The 16,255-nt window shown below is 29.7% G+C and carries 16 protein-coding genes and 1 other annotated feature; of the genes, 4 read left to right on the forward strand and 12 right to left on the reverse strand.

Annotated elements, in window-relative coordinates; genetic code table 11:
* Positions 1–15 precede the first annotated feature (15 nt).
* Complete coding sequence (locus CLJU_RS16865; RefSeq protein WP_013240049.1) at positions 16–1,743, reverse strand: phospho-sugar mutase; 1,728 nt, start codon at positions 1,741–1,743, stop codon at positions 16–18.
* A gap of 264 nt (positions 1,744–2,007) precedes the next feature.
* On the opposite strand from CLJU_RS16865, the gene CLJU_RS16870 reads away from it, so the two are divergent.
* The 3 genes from CLJU_RS16870 to CLJU_RS16880 all read left to right on the forward strand — a co-directional run bounded on the left by CLJU_RS16870 (position 2,008) and on the right by CLJU_RS16880 (position 5,652).
* The gene (locus CLJU_RS16870; protein WP_013240050.1) at positions 2,008–3,468 is read left to right on the forward strand and encodes an aminotransferase class I/II-fold pyridoxal phosphate-dependent enzyme; all 1,461 of its coding nucleotides are present in this window, start codon (positions 2,008–2,010) and stop codon (positions 3,466–3,468) included.
* A 320-nt stretch (positions 3,469–3,788) separates the two neighbouring features.
* A complete protein-coding gene (locus CLJU_RS16875; RefSeq protein ID WP_013240051.1) occupies positions 3,789–4,346 on the forward strand; it encodes a sigma-70 family RNA polymerase sigma factor in 558 nt (185 codons plus the stop codon).
* A gap of 4 nt (positions 4,347–4,350) precedes the next feature.
* The gene (locus tag CLJU_RS16880; protein ID WP_013240052.1) at positions 4,351–5,652 is read left to right on the forward strand and encodes a DUF4179 domain-containing protein; all 1,302 of its coding nucleotides are present in this window, start codon (positions 4,351–4,353) and stop codon (positions 5,650–5,652) included.
* A gap of 143 nt (positions 5,653–5,795) precedes the next feature.
* Here CLJU_RS16880 and CLJU_RS16885 read toward each other — a convergent pair whose 3' ends face one another.
* From CLJU_RS16885 to CLJU_RS16930, 10 genes are all read right to left on the reverse strand, one after another.
* On the reverse strand, positions 5,796–6,779 hold the full coding sequence (locus CLJU_RS16885; RefSeq protein WP_013240053.1) for a permease prefix domain 1-containing protein: 984 nt from the start codon (positions 6,777–6,779) through the stop codon (positions 5,796–5,798).
* A 36-nt stretch (positions 6,780–6,815) separates the two neighbouring features.
* The gene (locus CLJU_RS16890) at positions 6,816–7,157 is read right to left on the reverse strand and encodes a PadR family transcriptional regulator (RefSeq protein WP_013240054.1); all 342 of its coding nucleotides are present in this window, start codon (positions 7,155–7,157) and stop codon (positions 6,816–6,818) included.
* A gap of 421 nt (positions 7,158–7,578) precedes the next feature.
* The gene (locus CLJU_RS16895; protein WP_013240055.1) at positions 7,579–8,007 is read right to left on the reverse strand and encodes a hypothetical protein; all 429 of its coding nucleotides are present in this window, start codon (positions 8,005–8,007) and stop codon (positions 7,579–7,581) included.
* Positions 8,008–8,130: 123 nt separating this feature from the next.
* A complete protein-coding gene (locus CLJU_RS16900; RefSeq protein ID WP_013240056.1) occupies positions 8,131–8,412 on the reverse strand; it encodes a P-loop NTPase family protein in 282 nt (93 codons plus the stop codon).
* A 57-nt stretch (positions 8,413–8,469) separates the two neighbouring features.
* Complete coding sequence (locus CLJU_RS16905; RefSeq protein ID WP_013240057.1) at positions 8,470–8,658, reverse strand: hypothetical protein; 189 nt, start codon at positions 8,656–8,658, stop codon at positions 8,470–8,472.
* 113 nt (positions 8,659–8,771) lie between these two features.
* The gene (gene tyrS / locus CLJU_RS16910) at positions 8,772–9,995 is read right to left on the reverse strand and encodes a tyrosine--tRNA ligase (RefSeq protein WP_013240058.1); all 1,224 of its coding nucleotides are present in this window, start codon (positions 9,993–9,995) and stop codon (positions 8,772–8,774) included.
* Positions 9,996–10,050: 55 nt separating this feature from the next.
* Positions 10,051–10,311: a binding site (T-box leader), on the reverse strand.
* 134 nt (positions 10,312–10,445) lie between these two features.
* Positions 10,446–11,015, reverse strand: coding sequence for an RBBP9/YdeN family alpha/beta hydrolase (locus CLJU_RS16915; RefSeq protein ID WP_013240059.1), 570 nt, complete (start codon positions 11,013–11,015; stop codon positions 10,446–10,448).
* A gap of 424 nt (positions 11,016–11,439) precedes the next feature.
* Entirely contained in the window at positions 11,440–12,417 is a 978-nt protein-coding gene (locus CLJU_RS16920; RefSeq protein WP_013240060.1) for a permease prefix domain 1-containing protein, read from the reverse strand.
* 36 nt (positions 12,418–12,453) lie between these two features.
* Complete coding sequence (locus CLJU_RS16925) at positions 12,454–12,795, reverse strand: PadR family transcriptional regulator (protein ID WP_013240061.1); 342 nt, start codon at positions 12,793–12,795, stop codon at positions 12,454–12,456.
* Positions 12,796–13,004: 209 nt separating this feature from the next.
* The gene (locus CLJU_RS16930) at positions 13,005–14,315 is read right to left on the reverse strand and encodes an Nramp family divalent metal transporter (RefSeq protein ID WP_013240062.1); all 1,311 of its coding nucleotides are present in this window, start codon (positions 14,313–14,315) and stop codon (positions 13,005–13,007) included.
* Positions 14,316–14,509: 194 nt separating this feature from the next.
* Here CLJU_RS16930 and mntR point away from each other — a divergent pair, with 194 nt between their 5' ends.
* A complete protein-coding gene (gene mntR / locus CLJU_RS16935; protein WP_013240063.1) occupies positions 14,510–14,980 on the forward strand; it encodes a transcriptional regulator MntR in 471 nt (156 codons plus the stop codon).
* A 229-nt stretch (positions 14,981–15,209) separates the two neighbouring features.
* Here mntR and CLJU_RS16940 read toward each other — a convergent pair whose 3' ends face one another.
* Positions 15,210–16,226: an alpha-hydroxy-acid oxidizing protein gene (locus CLJU_RS16940; protein ID WP_013240064.1), complete on the reverse strand. Its 1,017-nt coding sequence runs from the start codon at positions 16,224–16,226 to the stop codon at positions 15,210–15,212.
* Between the last annotated feature and the right edge of the window lie 29 nt (positions 16,227–16,255).

Genomic DNA, 16,255 nt, shown 5'->3' on the forward strand with positions numbered 1-16,255 from the left:
CACCTACACAATTTATTAGCAATTTACATCGTCTATTATTTTCATAACTCTTTTCTCAAATACATTCATTTTTTCTTCAGCATCTTTCAAGCTGTTTCCTATTATTGAAAGATAAATTTTTATTTTAGGTTCCGTTCCCGAAGGCCTAACTACAAACCAAGACTTATCCTCCATAATAAATTTCAGCACATTTGACTTAGGTAAATGTATTATATTTTCATTTATATTTATTAAATCTTTTTCTACACTTAACTTATAATCTAATTTTTTAACTATTTTTGCATCACCAAGTGTTCTTTTCATGGAATGCCTCATGTACTGGAGAATTTTTTCTATTTTTTCGTGACCTTCTCTTCCTTTAAGTTCTACTGAAATCAACTTTTCTTTATAAAATCCATATTTTTTATACAGATTTAATAGAGCCTCGTAAAGACTCATGCCCTTCGTTTTATAGTACAGCGTCATTTCACATATAAGCGTAGCTGCAATTACAGCATCCTTGTCTCTTACAAAATCTCCTGCCAGATAGCCGTAGCTTTCTTCAAATCCAAATATATACTCTTTATTTTCCTTGCTTTTAAATTCTTTTATTTTTTCTCCTATATATTTGAATCCAGTTAACACATTTACTAATTCTACTCCATATTCTTTTGCTATATCTTGAACCATCTCCGTAGTTACTATAGTTTTTACCACAACACCATTTTTCGGCAATTTATCAATTTCCTTTAAGGATGAAAGAATATAATGGGTTAAAAGAACACCTACTTGATTTCCAGTAAGTGTTTTATACTGGCCTTCTACATTCTTCACTACTATCCCTATTCTATCACAATCTGGATCTGTTCCAAATATTATATCTGGCTTTATAGCCTGTGCCATATCTAAAGCCAGTTTAAAAACTCTAGGATCTTCTGGATTAGGATATTCTGCTGTTGGAAAACTCCCATCTGGGCTTTCCTGTTCTTTTACTATATTCACATTTTCATATCCAAGTTCCTTAAGCGCCCTTCTCACTGGAATATTACCAGTTCCATGCAGTGGAGTATATATTATTTTTAAATCTTTTGCATGTGCCTCTATAAGATCTTTCCTTATAGCAAGGTTCTTTACTTTCTCTATATAGGATTTATCTATATTTTCTCCCAACATATGAAGTATACCTTTGTTTTCAGCTTCTTTTAAATCCATATGTTTTATTTCTGAAAAATCACTGATACTTTCTATACAAGATAGTATTTCATTTGCAAAATCATCTGTTACCTGTCCACCATCTTCCCCATATACCTTATATCCATTATATTGCTTTGGGTTATGAGATGCTGTTATAACAACACCTGCCTTACTCTTAAGTTCTCTTACCGCATAGGAGAGCATTGGTGTTGGATGGAGAGTTTTAAAAAGATTTACTTCTATACCATTGGCACATAAATTACTTGCAGCAGCCTCTGCAAATTCCTTGGACATTATTCTACAATCATAAGCTATGCATACGGAAATACTTGTATTATATTTCTTTATAAGATATTTTGATAATCCTTCTGTAGCTTTTCCAACAGTATATATATTCATTCTATTACTGCCTATACCTATTACGCCTCTAAGACCTCCTGTGCCAAATTCCAAATCCTTATAAAATCTATCTTCTATTTCCTTTTCATCTTCTATATTTTTTAGTTCTATTTTTCCATCATCATCCACATAAGGTGAACTCAACCAATATTCATATTTTTCTCTATACATTATCTTTACCTCCTATATGCAATATTTAACATTTACTATTATACTATAAACTATATCTAAAAACATGTATACAACCATATTTTTACCTCATAATATATATATATAACTTATTTCTTAATTTTAGGTTAATTTATTTATATAAATTGGTATTATTGAATCTCTATATGAATTAACATATAATGATATTAGTTTTTACTAAGTATGGTTATCCCTTTAATTCCAAGAGTTAAAGGGTATTTTTTTTGAAGGAAGGTGTTTATCAAGGTGTATAAATTAGATCAAAGTGAAACTCCACTGTTTGATGCATTAATGGAATATGTAAATAGGAATACCATTCCTTTTCATGTGCCAGGTCATAAAAAAGGGAACGGTATAGACGAAGAGTTTAAAAACTTCATGGGAGAAAACCCCTTTAAAATTGACGTTACTGTATTTAAATTAGTGGATAGTCTTCACCATCCTACTGGTCCAATAAAAAGGGCACAGCAATTAGCTGCAGATGCCTATGGCTCTGATGCTGCTTTTTTTTCAATACATGGAACATCTGGTGCTATACAAACCATGATCATGTCTGTAGTGAATTCAGGAGATAAAATAATAATTCCAAGAAACGTGCACAAATCCGTTACTGCTGGAATTATATTAAGTGGTGCAATACCTGTATATATGCAACCTGAACTAGATAAAACAATAGGAATTGCCCATGGTGTTACTTCTGAAACCGTAGAAAATACTTTAAAACAAAATCCTGATGCAAAGGCTGTTTTAATTATAAATCCCACCTATTACGGAGTAGCTGCAGACATTAAAAAAATATCAGATATAGTACACAATTATGATATTCCTTTAATTGTAGACGAGGCCCATGGACCACACCTTGGTTTTAACGATAATTTGCCAATATCAGCTATGCAAGCTGGTGCCGATATGTGTTCCCAAAGTACTCATAAAATAATAGGTGCTATGACTCAGTGTTCGCTGCTTCACGTTCGTTCAGAGCGTATTGATATACACAAAGTTCAACAAGTTTTATCTCTACTGCAAACAACTTCACCTTCTTATGTCTTAATGGCTTCGCTGGATTGTGCCAGAAGGCAAATAGCTCTCCATGGAAAAGAATTGCTGAGTAAAGCTATTGACCTGTCAAGTTATGCCAGGTATAAAATCAACAATGTACCAGGCTTCTACTGTTTTGGTGAAGAAATAGTTGGTAATCCCGGCGTAGTGTCCCTTGATCCTACCAAAATAACCATAACCTGTAGAGATTTAGGTATTACAGGCTATGACTTAGATATGATTTTATCAAATAAGTATCATATACAAATGGAACTCTCAGATTTATATAATATTTTAGCTGTTGGTTCTTTTGGCGATACTAAAGAAAATATAGATGCCCTTATAAATTCTCTAGAAGAAGTAAGTACAGAATACTATGGGAGAGGAACTAGAAAATCAGACTTTCTGGATATGCCTTCTATACCAGTACAATTAAAAATTCCGAGAGATGCTTTTAATTCTGAAAAAACGCCGGTGCTGTTAAAAGACAGCATAGGTATGATAAGTGGAGAATTTTTAATGGCATATCCTCCTGGAATACCAGTGCTTTGCCCGGGTGAAGAAATAACAAAAGAAATTGTAGACTACGTGCAAGAACTAAAAGATACTGGATTGTATGTTCAAGGCACAGAAGACCCTGAAGTTGAATATATCAAAGTAGTAAAATAATTTCTCAAACAAAAATAAAATTACACTGCGGATATTTTTACAACCTTCAGCCCATTAAATATTTTGATAAGTCCAAGTAAAAAATTTTGAAAAAAACTAATAACTTTTGAAAACTCGTACCTCAGACAATTCAAAAGCCATAAGTTTTTCAAAAATTTTTTACTAAGACTTATATGAAAAATATTTAAATGGGCTTCATTATTGTAAAAATATCTCTCCGTGTAATTTTATTTTTTTGTATAATTATTTTATTCATGTTTGATAGAAATACGTATTAACCATCGTATTAGATTTATGAATAGCTCTTCGGGAGGTATATGATGAAGATAGATGAAAGTAATTATATAAGTGAACTAAAGCGAAAAAATAGTAAAGCATTGGATTACACTTATTCAAAATATGTTGGATTGGTATATATGGTAGTTTTTGATTTATTAAAAGATACAGCATCTAAGCAGGATATTGAAGAGTGCGTAAGTGATATTTTTATATCACTTTGGAAAAGTGCCGCCAAATATGATGCTAATATTACAACTTTTAAAAAATGGCTTGTTGCTATATCAAAATATAAAGCAATTGACTACATAAGGAAGCTAAATAAAACACCTAAAGCCGTTGAACTTAAAGATGATACAGCAATATCCAATGATAATATTGAGGAAAAAATCATTCAAACTAATGATGTTAATACTATTCTAGGTATTATAAAAAACATGAGTGAAGTTGACAGACAAATATTTATAAAGCGATATATTCTAAATGAAAATATTAACAATATTGCTGAATATTTAAATCTACCCAGAACTGTAATTGACAATAGATTATCTAGGGGCAGAAAATTTATAAAAAATAAATGGGAAAAGCTTATGGGGAGGTAATTATATGGGAACTGTAAATAGTGATGAAGATATTATATTTGAGTTACTAAATTATGCTGAAATTGATGATAAGTTTGATGAAAGCTTTGAATTAGATGATTTAACCTCAAAAAGAATTAAAAAGAACCTTAAAAAGAAATTACAAAAAAGAAAGAACAAAATAAAATATGCTGTTACAGCATGTATATTAATATGTTTAAGTACCGCTGCAATAAGTAATCCTACCTTAGCTGTTAATATAAAGGAATCTCTAACGCAATCAATAGCAAATATACGAGGTGATTATGCAGACTATAAAAAATATACTCAGCACGTTAGTCTAACAGCCTATGATAAAAATATTAAATTTGTAATTAATGAAATAGCAAGTGACAATAATAAAATTATGATTTCTTATTCTATCATTGGTGACAATAGTTTAAAAAACACATTGAACGTTCCAGGTGGAATTACGGGAATGTTGAAAATTAATGAAAAAAATTTTACCTTTGGTGATTCTATAGGAAGTGAAAATCAAATTGGTGATAAAAGATATGATGGTGTTATGGAAATAGATATAATGAAACATAACTTTCCAAATACATTCTATTTATCTATGAATATTACTCAAATAGCTGGATTAAACGGTAACTGGAAATTCAATATCAAAGTAGATAATAAGGATATAGAAAAAGAAACTAAAACTTATAATGTTAACAAAAATATTAGCATTGGAAATACAAAGTATAGAATAAAAAGGATATGTATCACCCCCTTATCTACTAGTATAGAAGTTGATGGAGATATTTCTAGGCATTCTTGTTTTTTATTTGATGATAGTGGTAATATGATAATTTCTCAAAGCGGCTCTGGAGATGGATCCCATGGAGAACTTTATTATAATGCATTAACAAACCGCAATACAAAATCACTCACTTTTTTGCCTTTTGACTATAAAGAAGATTATGTACCTCCAAGATTTTATAATATGGATAAACTTCCACTTGAACTATCTCAAGGAGAACTAGGGAAATTAATAGTGAACAAACTAGAATGGGATAATGATGTTTTAAAAGTCTACTATTCTGCTGAAGGAAAAATACCTATTGAGCAATCACAAAAATTACTTTTATTAGATGAACAAACTAATAAAAGTATAATCAGTGAAAATAGATATAATACTAACATAAATCCATCAAATCAGCATGACTTTATAATGTATTTTAAAGGTGTCTCTAAGGATAAAAAATACAAAATAGGTACATCAAATCTAGAAGACTTTTATAAATTATATGATGCTTCTAAGTTTACCATAAAATTGAAGTAATCAATGTATTGAAACAAGGCGCACTAACAAGTAATGCGCCTTTTCTTTCCGAAAACTATAAGCTAAGTACAAATATAATATTGTTTAAAATAATCATTTAAAAGTTGCACATACTTAACTTAATATACCCTAAATTGATAAATTTAAAATACTTTCCTTGAATTTATCTTTTTACATAAGATTGCAGCTATTAATCCAGTAATAACTATTGCTGCTATGGTGTATCTTGACATAAATCCCATCCAACCATGGTTATTATCATCAAAGAGTATGCAAAATAAACCGCAAGTTTCTAGAAAAACTAATACTATAAAAAATATAGGTAATTTCCTTTCTGAATAAATTATACCTAAAAATGCTATAGCAAATACTATCCATGATGCAAAGTATACTATATAGCTATAATACTCAAATTTACTCCAAATGGTCTTACTATACAAATTTCCATACTCATCCATTGCTTTATCATCTAGTTTATCTTGACTATGTGTATACTTGAAAGTAACATTATATTTTAAAGTTTTTTCATCATTAGCATAGATAAAGGATGTTTCAAAACCAGAATCCCTTTCTGATATTGGAATTTCATTTTCTTTATTATATGAAAAGAATTTTTTATGATCTTTCCATACAGAACAATAATAAATACCATTATTGTTTTGAGAATTATATTTATCAAGTTTCTCAGTTATCTTTTTTTCAGTGTCTTTACTAAAGTTATCTTCGTTTTTTAAAATATCCGCTAGCTCATCCTTAATTATGTAGGAAGACTGTTTATAGTATTGGGTACCAAAACCGTCTTTTAAAAAAGTAATCCTATTTTTATTATATATTAAACTTAGTGCAGCACCAATTAAATAAATAACTATAGCACATAAAAACAAATACTTCCAAAACTTTTTCTGTTTTGAAATAATCAATGATAATTCAGCATCTACTTCCTTTACTGGTCCAAACTCTTTTATAGCAATATCAATACTATCATCTTCATTTAATCCCTTACTCTGGAGCTCTTTTGTTCTTTCATTCAAGTGAGTTTTCATTTCTTCTTTTAATATCTTAACATCTTTATCTTTATCATTAAAACTTTTATAAATTTGCTTAATGTAGTTATTAATTCTGTCCATGACCTTCCCCTCCCAAGCTTAATTTGAATCAATTCTTTACTCATCAGTATCTAAAACGAAACGGTTCATTATCTTTTGTAATGCCTTCCATTCTTTTGTCTTTTCTTTAAAAATCTCTTTTCCTTCTTCTAAAATTTTATAGTAACGCCTCCTTCCCCCGCCAGTATTTTTTTCATCATTCCAGTAGCCTTCAATGTAATTTTTCTTTTCTAATCTTTTTAAACATACATATAGTGTAGTTTCTTTCATTTGAAATTCATCATTAGACTTTTCTCTAATTCTCTTTGATATTTCATAACCGTACATATCATTTTCATACAGAACTGACAGTATCAGTGTGTCTATATACCCTTTTAAAACTTCCTTTTCAAATTCCATTTTGCACCTCCTCTTTATAATAAGGATTACTTCATAAAATGTAGTACATTTTTATATTATCACAAACTACTGTATAATGTAAAGTAGTTTGTGATAATATTTCCATATTCCATTTAACGTACCCCGAATTTTAAAGCTTTTCGCTCTTTCAAAAATCTCCAGTTTAAAAAAATATTTTCTATTTTTATCTTCTAAATAATAGGATTTCTCTAACGATGTTTTACGTATATATTTTTCGATATGGTCATATATATCCTTTACTTCTTTATAATTAAAAATCTATCTATCATAAATTTGTAATACACAAACATAATTATTTGATTTGCGAACATAAAAACACCGTAAAATTTTTTTAAAATAATACGGTGCTTCAGTAAATTATTCACTTTTTAATTGTTATATTAAATAAGAAAACTGTTAATTAACTTTCTATATTCCATTTAACATTATAGCCACCTTGATGTTTTCCTTCAACTTGTATTTTGTAATTACCATTCTCATTTATATTAACTGTTTTAGTAATATGTTTTTTAGGATTTTCAGTGCTAAATAATTCCTTATTATTTTCATTTTCTAAACTTACTTTTAAGTTACCTTCTTTGGTAGTTACTGATACATCTAAGACCAATTTATCACCCTTTTTAAGACTTATAGGAGTATATTTGTAACCAATAAAACTAAAGTAATACATTATCATTCTATTCTTAGTATTATATTCAATGGATTTAGTAGATGTAAAACTTCCTCTTCCATTAGAGTTACTAAAAAACATAGCTAAAAGTAATATTAAAATAAGTGATAAAATACACACTGGAATTGTAAGTATAATTTTAGTTCTGGTTCTTAACATAACCAATTATCTCCTTTTAACAACATTAATTACATTATACACCATATTGTTTAATTTTCAAAGAACATTCATATATTTGACTTTATAGATTAATGCATATAAACTTCATGTTGCGTACCAACATTATGCTAATTTTTTTGTATTAAGACATTCCTCAAGAAATATATGAATATCCTTATTGTTTTTTAAAGTAATAACTTTTTCTTTGTATGGGGAAATTCTATCTTTTAAATTGTCTTTTCCTTCATTATAATTTTTTGACCATTGCAACATACATTTAAGCATTTGGTATCGTGGATTATAAATACATTCTTCAATACCAAGTCGTTGCTTTACCCAGCGTTTAATAATCCTGTAATTCCCTAATTTCGGCGAAATTTCAAGTAAGATAATTGTATCTGCCATCTTTAACCCCTCTTCAAAACAAGATCTCCCTGTATCTTCGATAATCCAACTTGGTTGCTATATTATTGAATAAAACAGATTATCCCTTTCCTTAACGGGTCTTTTGCGATTACCCCAAGGGTTTAATTTATCAGAGATATGTACAATTTCATCAATTGGTTGGTAAAGGATTTTTAATATTAGGGACAATTTTTCTGCAAGTGTTAACTTGCCACTTGATACTGAACCAACGATATATATTTTCATATTTAATTACTCCTTTACATACAAATAACTTTTCTTCGTTATAAAGTACTATTCTGTACTAACTAACATTAGTATAAGTTGATTTTTTGCTTAGACCTCATGTATAGATATTACTAAACATTCCTTACCTTAACAAACTTAGACTTTCCAACCTGAATAACAAAACTATTACCTGAATTTTGCATTAGAAAATTATTATACTTCTTACCATTTATTCTTACAGCATTTTGATCTATAAGGCGCTTAGCCTCACTATTACTAGCTGCAATTCCACTTCCTGTAATAATTTTTACTAAATTCACCTCGTCATTTGATGCAAAGCAATCTTGAGACAAAATAAATTCGTCAATATCATTTGGAATGAGATTTTTTTGAAATACAGTCTTAAAATGCTCTTCAGCAGATTCTGCTTCACTTACTCCGCAATATAAGGTTGTTATTTCTTTTGCAAGCTGCATTTTAATATCCCGGGGGTTTGTTTCTGTATTATTAAGCTTTAACTTAATTGCTTCAACTTCATCTGGATGAATATCTGTGGCAAGTTCAAAGTATTTAATAATGAGATTATCTGGGATAGTCATTATCTTTTGGTAAATTGAAATGGCATCCTCACATATTCCAATATAATTTCCTAAACTTTTACTCATTTTTTCAACACCATCCGTACCTTCAAGTAAAGGCATAAATAGAGCTATTTGACTTTCCTGGCTATAATCTCCTTGTAGTGTACGCCCCATTAAAACATTGAAGGTTTGATCTGTACCACCCATTTCAATATCTGCCTTTACCGCCACAGAGTCATACGCCTGCATCAATGGATAAAAAAATTCATGTAATCCTATAGGTTTATTGTTTTTATATCTTTTCTCAAAATCATCTCTTTCTAGTATTCTTGCAACAGTAACTTTTCCAGCAAGCTTTAGCACATCTTCAAAATTAAGCTTAGATAACCATTCGCTATTAAACCTAACTTCTGTTTTATCTCTATCAAGTATTTTAAATACCTGTTTTTCATAAGTCCTAGCATTTTCAATCACCTGCTCCGTTGTCAATTGTCTGCGGGTTTTGCTTTTTCCTGAAGGATCACCAATTTTTCCAGTGAAATCACCAATTATGATTACTGCTTGATGTCCTAAATCTTGCATTTGTTTGATTTTTCTAAGTACAACTGCATGACCAAGATGTATATCTGGTGCAGAAGGATCTAGTCCGAGCTTAATTCTAAGAGGAATTCCTGAGGACACACTTTTCTCCAGCTTTCGCTTTAAATTTTTTTCGCTCACAACCTGACTTACACCTTTCATAATAATTTTAAACTGTTCTTCAACATCTTTCATTTCTGTCATCCTTTCTTATAAACAAAAAATTAAAAACTCCCGTCCGCTGCATTACGCAAAGGACGGGAGTTTTACTCACGTGTTACCACCTCAAAATTTATTTATACATCACTGTATAAACCTCATCGGGTACGGCACAAAAGGCTTATACCCTAGCGATGTAACGGTCGCACCCGGCAACAACCTACTAAGATATAAATCTTTTCAGTGTACCACTCAGAGATGTATTTCAAAATCTGTTTTCTACCCCTCTCATCAACCGGTAGCTTTCTGTTGAAAACTTATGATTTCTACTTCTTCTCATCGCAGTTTTGAATATTTAGCTCATATTATATCACTTAAATCTAATGCAAGTCAATTTTTATTAGATACTTTCATTTAAATGATCACTTATAAAATAAAAACATTATGAATATAATCACACCGACCCTAAAATTTACAATGAGAATATTAAGCATTAATTAAATTCTGGATTTCATTCAATAAAACAGGAAAATCAATATATCCATCACGAGCAATAAAATGCTTTCCTGATGAAAGGATCATAAGATTTGCATCTAACTCTTGGGCTAATTTTTGTGTTGCTTTGGTTGGAACAATATCATCATCTTTTGCAGTAATAACAATTCTTGATTGAACTAGACTTTTTATTCTTTCAATGTCAAGTGGTCCATCTACAAATTCTTGTAGACCTTCTGTTTGTTTCTCCATGGGATTTTCATTTATGAAACCTGAAACAAGTATTGCACCTTTAATTTTTATGTTTTTTTCAAGAACATAGCGAAGTGCCGTAACACATCCCAGACTATGACCAATAAATATCGTATTTTCATCAATATCCAAAACATTTTTACGAAGATGTTTAAGCCAGGATTCAAGATGAGGATTATCCGAATCAGGCATGTTAGGAATATGAATTTTAACAGGATTATTTTTAAACTGTTCTTTTAGCCATGGAAACCACTCTGCTTGATTGGAAGATGTATAACCATGAATAACATAAATATTAGTACTTTTCATTTTATTATTTCTCCTAATTATATAGATAATTTTTACTTCATAATTATTTATTATTTTGAATTTATTAATGTTTCATATTTCAAATATATTTATATAACTAAAAGTTGACTTATATTCGGAAAATATGAGGACAAAATTGAAAATCACATTCAAAAAATTTTTTAATAAATCTAGAGCTTGGCATTTTGAAAACCTATATGGATATTCTAACTTTAAAAAAAATCTAGAAGACTTTTATAAATTATATGATGCCTCTAGGTTCACCATAAAATTAAAGTAATCAATGTATTGAAACAAGGCGCACTAACAAGTAATGCGCCTTGTTCTTTTCGATAACTATAAGCTAAGTACAAATATGATATTGTTTAAAATAATCATTTAAAAGTCGCCCACGCTTAACTTAGTATGCCATAAATCAACAAATTTAAAATACTTTCCTTGAATTTATCTTTTTATATAAGATTGCAGATATTAATCCAGTAATAACTATTGCTGCTATAGTAAATCTTGACATAAATTCAACCAAACCTTGTTTATCAAAGAGTAGATAAAATAACCCACCAGTTTCTAGAAAAACTAATACTATAAAAAATATAGGTAATTTTTTTTCTGAATAAATTATGCCTAAAAATGCTATAGCAAATACTATCCATGATGCAAGGTATAATATATAGCTATAATTTCTAAATTTACTCCAAATGCTCTTATAATACAAATCGTCATACTCAGCCATTGCTTTATCGTCTAGCTTATTTTGACTATTTGTATACTTGAAGGTAACACTATATTTTAAAGTTTTTTTATCCTTAGCATAAATATAAGGTACTTTAAAATCAGAATTCTTTTCTGACATTGGAATTTTATTTTCTCTATAATATGAAAATAATTCTTTATGATCTTTCCATACAGAACAATAATAAATGCCATTATTGTTTTGAGAATTATATTTATCAAGTTTTTCAGTTATTTTTTTTTCAGTGTCTTTACTAAAGTTATCTTCGTTTTTTAAAATATCCGTTATTTCAGCTACAACTATGTAGGAAGACTGTTTATAGTAATGGGTACCAAAACCATTTTTATAAAGGATATTCGAATTTTTATTATATGTTAACCCTAGTGCAGCGCCTATTAAGTAAATAATTATAGCACATAAAAACAAACACTTCCAAAACTTTTTCTGTTCTGAAATAATTAATGATAATTCAGCATCTACTTCCTTTACTGGTCCAAACTCTTTTATAGCAATATCAATACTATCATCTTCATTTAATCCCTTATTCTGGAGCTCTTTTGTTCGCTCATTCAAGTGAGTTTTCATTTCTTCTTTTAATATCTTAACATCTTTATCTTTATTATTAAAGCTTTTATAAATTTGCTTAATGTAGTTATTAATTCTGTCCATGACCTTCCCCTCCCAAACTTAATTTGAATCAACTCTTTACTCATCAGTATCTAAAACGAAACGGTTCATTATCTTTTGTAATGCCTTCCATTCTTTTGTCTTTTGTTTAAAAATCTCTTTTCCTTCTTCTAAAATTTTATAGTAACGCCTCCTTCCCCCGCCAGTATTTTTTTCATCATTCCAGTAGCCTTCAATGTAATTTTTCTTTTCTAATCTTTTTAAACATACATATAGTGTAGTTTCTTTCATTTGAAATTCATCATTAGACTTTTCTCTAATTCTCTTTGATATTTCATAACCGTACATATCCCTTTCATACAGAACTGACAGTATCATTGTGTCTATATACCCTTTTAAAACTTCCTTTTCAAATTTCATTCCACACCTCTTCTTTATAATAAGGATTACTTCATATAATGTAGTACATTTTTATGTTATCACAAACTACTGCATAATGTAAAGTAGTTTGTGATAACATTTCCATATTTTATTTAACGTACCCCGAATTTTAAAGTACGATAAACGAACCCTTACTTTCTAATTAACAAATTCACTTGCAAAATAATACTCAAAAATAAGAGAAAATATTATGCCTGCCCAGTAAACGTTAAGTATAAAAGTACTATATTTAGTAGTATTATTATTGTAGCTATTAGAACACCTAACAGTCGTATAGAACCTTTATTAACTAAGATTCCCATCAAATCTTTACGTTTAGCTATAGTTAACATTTGAATTATTGGAAATGGCAAAATAAAACTAAGTGCTACCTGACTTAAAACAAGAGCATACATTGGATTAATTCCAAGTGAAATAATAATTAGGGCTGGTATCATTGTTATAAGTCTTCTTAAATTTATAGGTATACTTAAATTAACAAAGCCTTTCATTATAGTTTGACCTGCGAGAGTTCCCACAGCTGAAGATGATAATCCTGATGCAAGCAATGCTATTCCAAATGCACCACTTGATAAAGAACCTATTAAAGGTTGTAATGATTTATGAGCCTGTTCCATTGTATCTACTATCATTCCGCTTTTATAAAAGACTGCAGCCGATACTACAACCATTGCAGCATTAACAATAAAAGCTATATTCATAGCTATAGCAATATCTATTTTTTCCATTCTTAAATGGTTTAATTTTCCTTTATCTGACAAATCAATACTTCTATCTTGAACTAATTGTGAGTGTAAGTATATTACATGAGGCATAACTGTTGCACCAAGCATACCTACGGCAATTAACACAGCTTGACCATTAGGCAGCATAGGAATTATTGTATGGATGCCTACTTGACTCCAATCTGGTTTAGCAAGAAATATCTCTATTATATATGCAATAGAGATTACAGCAACAAGTGTTGATATTATAATTTCTATCATTTTTTGTCCATACTTTTCCATATAGCAAATTATAAATGTTATTACTCCTGTAAGAAGTCCCGAATATATCATAGGTATATGAAACAATAAGTATAGCCCTAATGTTCCTCCAAGAAATTCTGCTAAATCTGTTGCCATAGCTCCTAGCTCAGCAATAATCCAAAACACCCAGTTTACAGCTTTAGGGAATACCTTGGCACACATTTCAGGAAGATTGTGTCCTGTAGCTATCCCCAATTTAGCGGACATAGTTTGTAAGAATATAGCCATTATATTACTCCATAAAATTACCCAAATTAAGGTATAGTTAAATTTTGATCCTCCGCTAATATTAGTTGCAAAATTACCAGGATCAATATATGCTACACTTACAACAAAAGCAGGTCCTAAAAATTTTATTAATTCTTTTATTTTACCTTGTTCTATTACATTTTTCCTATTTATATCTTTTTTTATAGAGATATCTCCTGGTTGATTTAAACTAACATCAATTGAACTTTTTTCACTCTGCATTAAAATGCCACCCTTCTTATTAGATATGTTAATCACAAATAAAATAGTTATTACTAGTTAACCTTGTTAGCTAAGACTAAATTTTTTTCTAATATAAACTATGTAATAACAAAAAAAATGTTCCAATAAAGCAATTTTTTATTTGCTCAAACATATACTTTATTAAAAGACTACAGCTGAAAGTAGGTGAAAATATGGCTAAAAATAATTTTTACACTTTTAATGAATATATGAAAAAGGAAGATAAACATCTTACTGCTTCCATGGAAGATTATCTTGAGATGATATATAGGTTATCTTTAAATACAGGATTTACAAGAATTCATGAACTTTCACATGCACTTAATGTTCAGCCTCCTTCAGCTACAAAAATGGTACAAAAATTAGCAGAATTGCAACTTTTAAAATATGAAAAGTACGGAATTTTAATACTTGAGAAGAAAGGAAAGGCTCTTGGAGCTGAATTATTAAATCGTCACAATATTATTGAAAACTTTTTAAGGATACTTGATGTTTCAGAGTCTAATGTTTTGGAAGAAACTGAAAAAATTGAGCATACAGTAAGTAAGCAAACAACAAAATGTTTTCAAGATTTTTTAGAATTTATTAGAGATAACCCTGAAGTAATTAATAGTTTTAAAGCTTATAAAAATACTTTTAAATAATAACTGCACATCAGTATAAAAACTTATAATATTTCTATACTGTACAATAACATTAAGGACAGAAATGCCCTTTTTGGTTTTTACATTTTTCTAAACTATTTGTTTTGCTATTGTCAATAAAAATTTCGAGGGGAACCTTATAAGTAGTACCATTTCTTAATTCTAGATACAAAAAAATAACCCCTGATTTTATAATCAGAAGTTATTGATTTTCCCACTAAGTAAGATTCTATTTATAAAGTATTCTACCATCTACATTTTTAACAGACTTACATCCTGTTAAAACCATAGCTGATTTTAATTCACTCTTTAAATTTTCTACATAAACCTTTACTCCTTCTCTTTGTCCTCCAAAGGATGCAGTTACAAAAGGTCTTCCTATAAGTACGGCATCTGCTCCTAAAGCTAACATTTTAAGTACATCCACACCAGTTCTCACGCCGCCATCTGCAAGTATTGTAACCTTGCCTTTAACTAACTTCGCTATCTCTGGAAGTACCTCTGCCACTCCAGGCGTTTGATCTAAAACTCTTCCACCATGGTTTGAAACAACTATGGCACTTACTCCAGCTTTAACTGCAAGTTCTGCTTCGTCTGGAGTCATTATTCCCTTTAGTATAAAAGGAAGTTTTGTACTTTCTACAACTTCTTTTATTTCTTCTAAAGTCTTAGGTCCCACAGGTTTTCCATGAAGTGCTAAAGTTATTAATCCTGCAGCATCTATATCCATTCCTACTGCAAAAGCTCCTGCTTTTTCAGCAAGTTTTATTTTACTTATAACATTTTTATTTTCCCAGGGTTTTATTACAGCTATACCTTCTCCATTAAATTCTTTAAGCTTTTCAAGATTAGTTATAAGAAAAGAATCTACTGCTGTATCTCCTACCATAGGATATATTCCTGCATCCAGACATCCTCCTATAACCGAGGAAATATACTCTTCCTCAGTAAACTTTCCACCCATATTCAAAGTAGTTCCTGATACAGGTGCTGCAAAAACAGGTATGTCCATCTTTTTTCCAAATAACTCTATTGAGGTGTCAGGATCTTTAGCATCATGTATAACTCTCATATTTAATTTACATTTGCTCAGAGAATTAAAATTTTCTTTAAAAGAATCTCCTGTTCCCTTTCCTCCCATACCTGGCACTTCTCCAGCACAGGCGTTTCCATTACAGGCAGGGCATACCCTGCAGCTTCCATTTAAATTTTCCCTTGCATTTTTTAATATATCTTTATAGTTCATAATAATGCCGCCAAATATTAAATTTTTTA

It is taken from the genome of Clostridium ljungdahlii DSM 13528 (assembly GCF_000143685.1).
GTDB classification, from domain to species: domain Bacteria; phylum Bacillota; class Clostridia; order Clostridiales; family Clostridiaceae; genus Clostridium_B; species Clostridium_B ljungdahlii.

What these genes read in the sequence shown, in the direction of transcription:
- CLJU_RS16930 (WP_013240062.1), bottom strand. Translation starts at nt 14,315, where the DNA reads ATGCAGAGTGAAAAAAGTTCAATTGATGTTAGTTTAAATCAACCAGGA.
- CLJU_RS16865 (WP_013240049.1), bottom strand. Translation starts at nt 1,743, where the DNA reads ATGTATAGAGAAAAATATGAATATTGGTTGAGTTCACCTTATGTGGAT.
- CLJU_RS16895 (WP_013240055.1), bottom strand. Translation starts at nt 8,007, where the DNA reads ATGTTAAGAACCAGAACTAAAATTATACTTACAATTCCAGTGTGTATT.
- CLJU_RS16905 (WP_013240057.1), bottom strand. Translation starts at nt 8,658, where the DNA reads ATGAAAATATATATCGTTGGTTCAGTATCAAGTGGCAAGTTAACACTT.
- CLJU_RS16885 (WP_013240053.1), bottom strand. Translation starts at nt 6,779, where the DNA reads ATGGACAGAATTAATAACTACATTAAGCAAATTTATAAAAGTTTTAAT.
- CLJU_RS16940 (WP_013240064.1), bottom strand. Translation starts at nt 16,226, where the DNA reads ATGAACTATAAAGATATATTAAAAAATGCAAGGGAAAATTTAAATGGA.
- CLJU_RS16875 (WP_013240051.1), top strand. Translation starts at nt 3,789, where the DNA reads ATGAAGATAGATGAAAGTAATTATATAAGTGAACTAAAGCGAAAAAAT.
- tyrS (WP_013240058.1), bottom strand. Translation starts at nt 9,995, where the DNA reads ATGAAAGATGTTGAAGAACAGTTTAAAATTATTATGAAAGGTGTAAGT.
- CLJU_RS16920 (WP_013240060.1), bottom strand. Translation starts at nt 12,417, where the DNA reads ATGGACAGAATTAATAACTACATTAAGCAAATTTATAAAAGCTTTAAT.
- CLJU_RS16890 (WP_013240054.1), bottom strand. Translation starts at nt 7,157, where the DNA reads ATGGAATTTGAAAAGGAAGTTTTAAAAGGGTATATAGACACACTGATA.
- CLJU_RS16900 (WP_013240056.1), bottom strand. Translation starts at nt 8,412, where the DNA reads ATGGCAGATACAATTATCTTACTTGAAATTTCGCCGAAATTAGGGAAT.
- mntR (WP_013240063.1), top strand. Translation starts at nt 14,510, where the DNA reads ATGGCTAAAAATAATTTTTACACTTTTAATGAATATATGAAAAAGGAA.
- CLJU_RS16915 (WP_013240059.1), bottom strand. Translation starts at nt 11,015, where the DNA reads ATGAAAAGTACTAATATTTATGTTATTCATGGTTATACATCTTCCAAT.
- CLJU_RS16925 (WP_013240061.1), bottom strand. Translation starts at nt 12,795, where the DNA reads ATGAAATTTGAAAAGGAAGTTTTAAAAGGGTATATAGACACAATGATA.
- CLJU_RS16880 (WP_013240052.1), top strand. Translation starts at nt 4,351, where the DNA reads ATGGGAACTGTAAATAGTGATGAAGATATTATATTTGAGTTACTAAAT.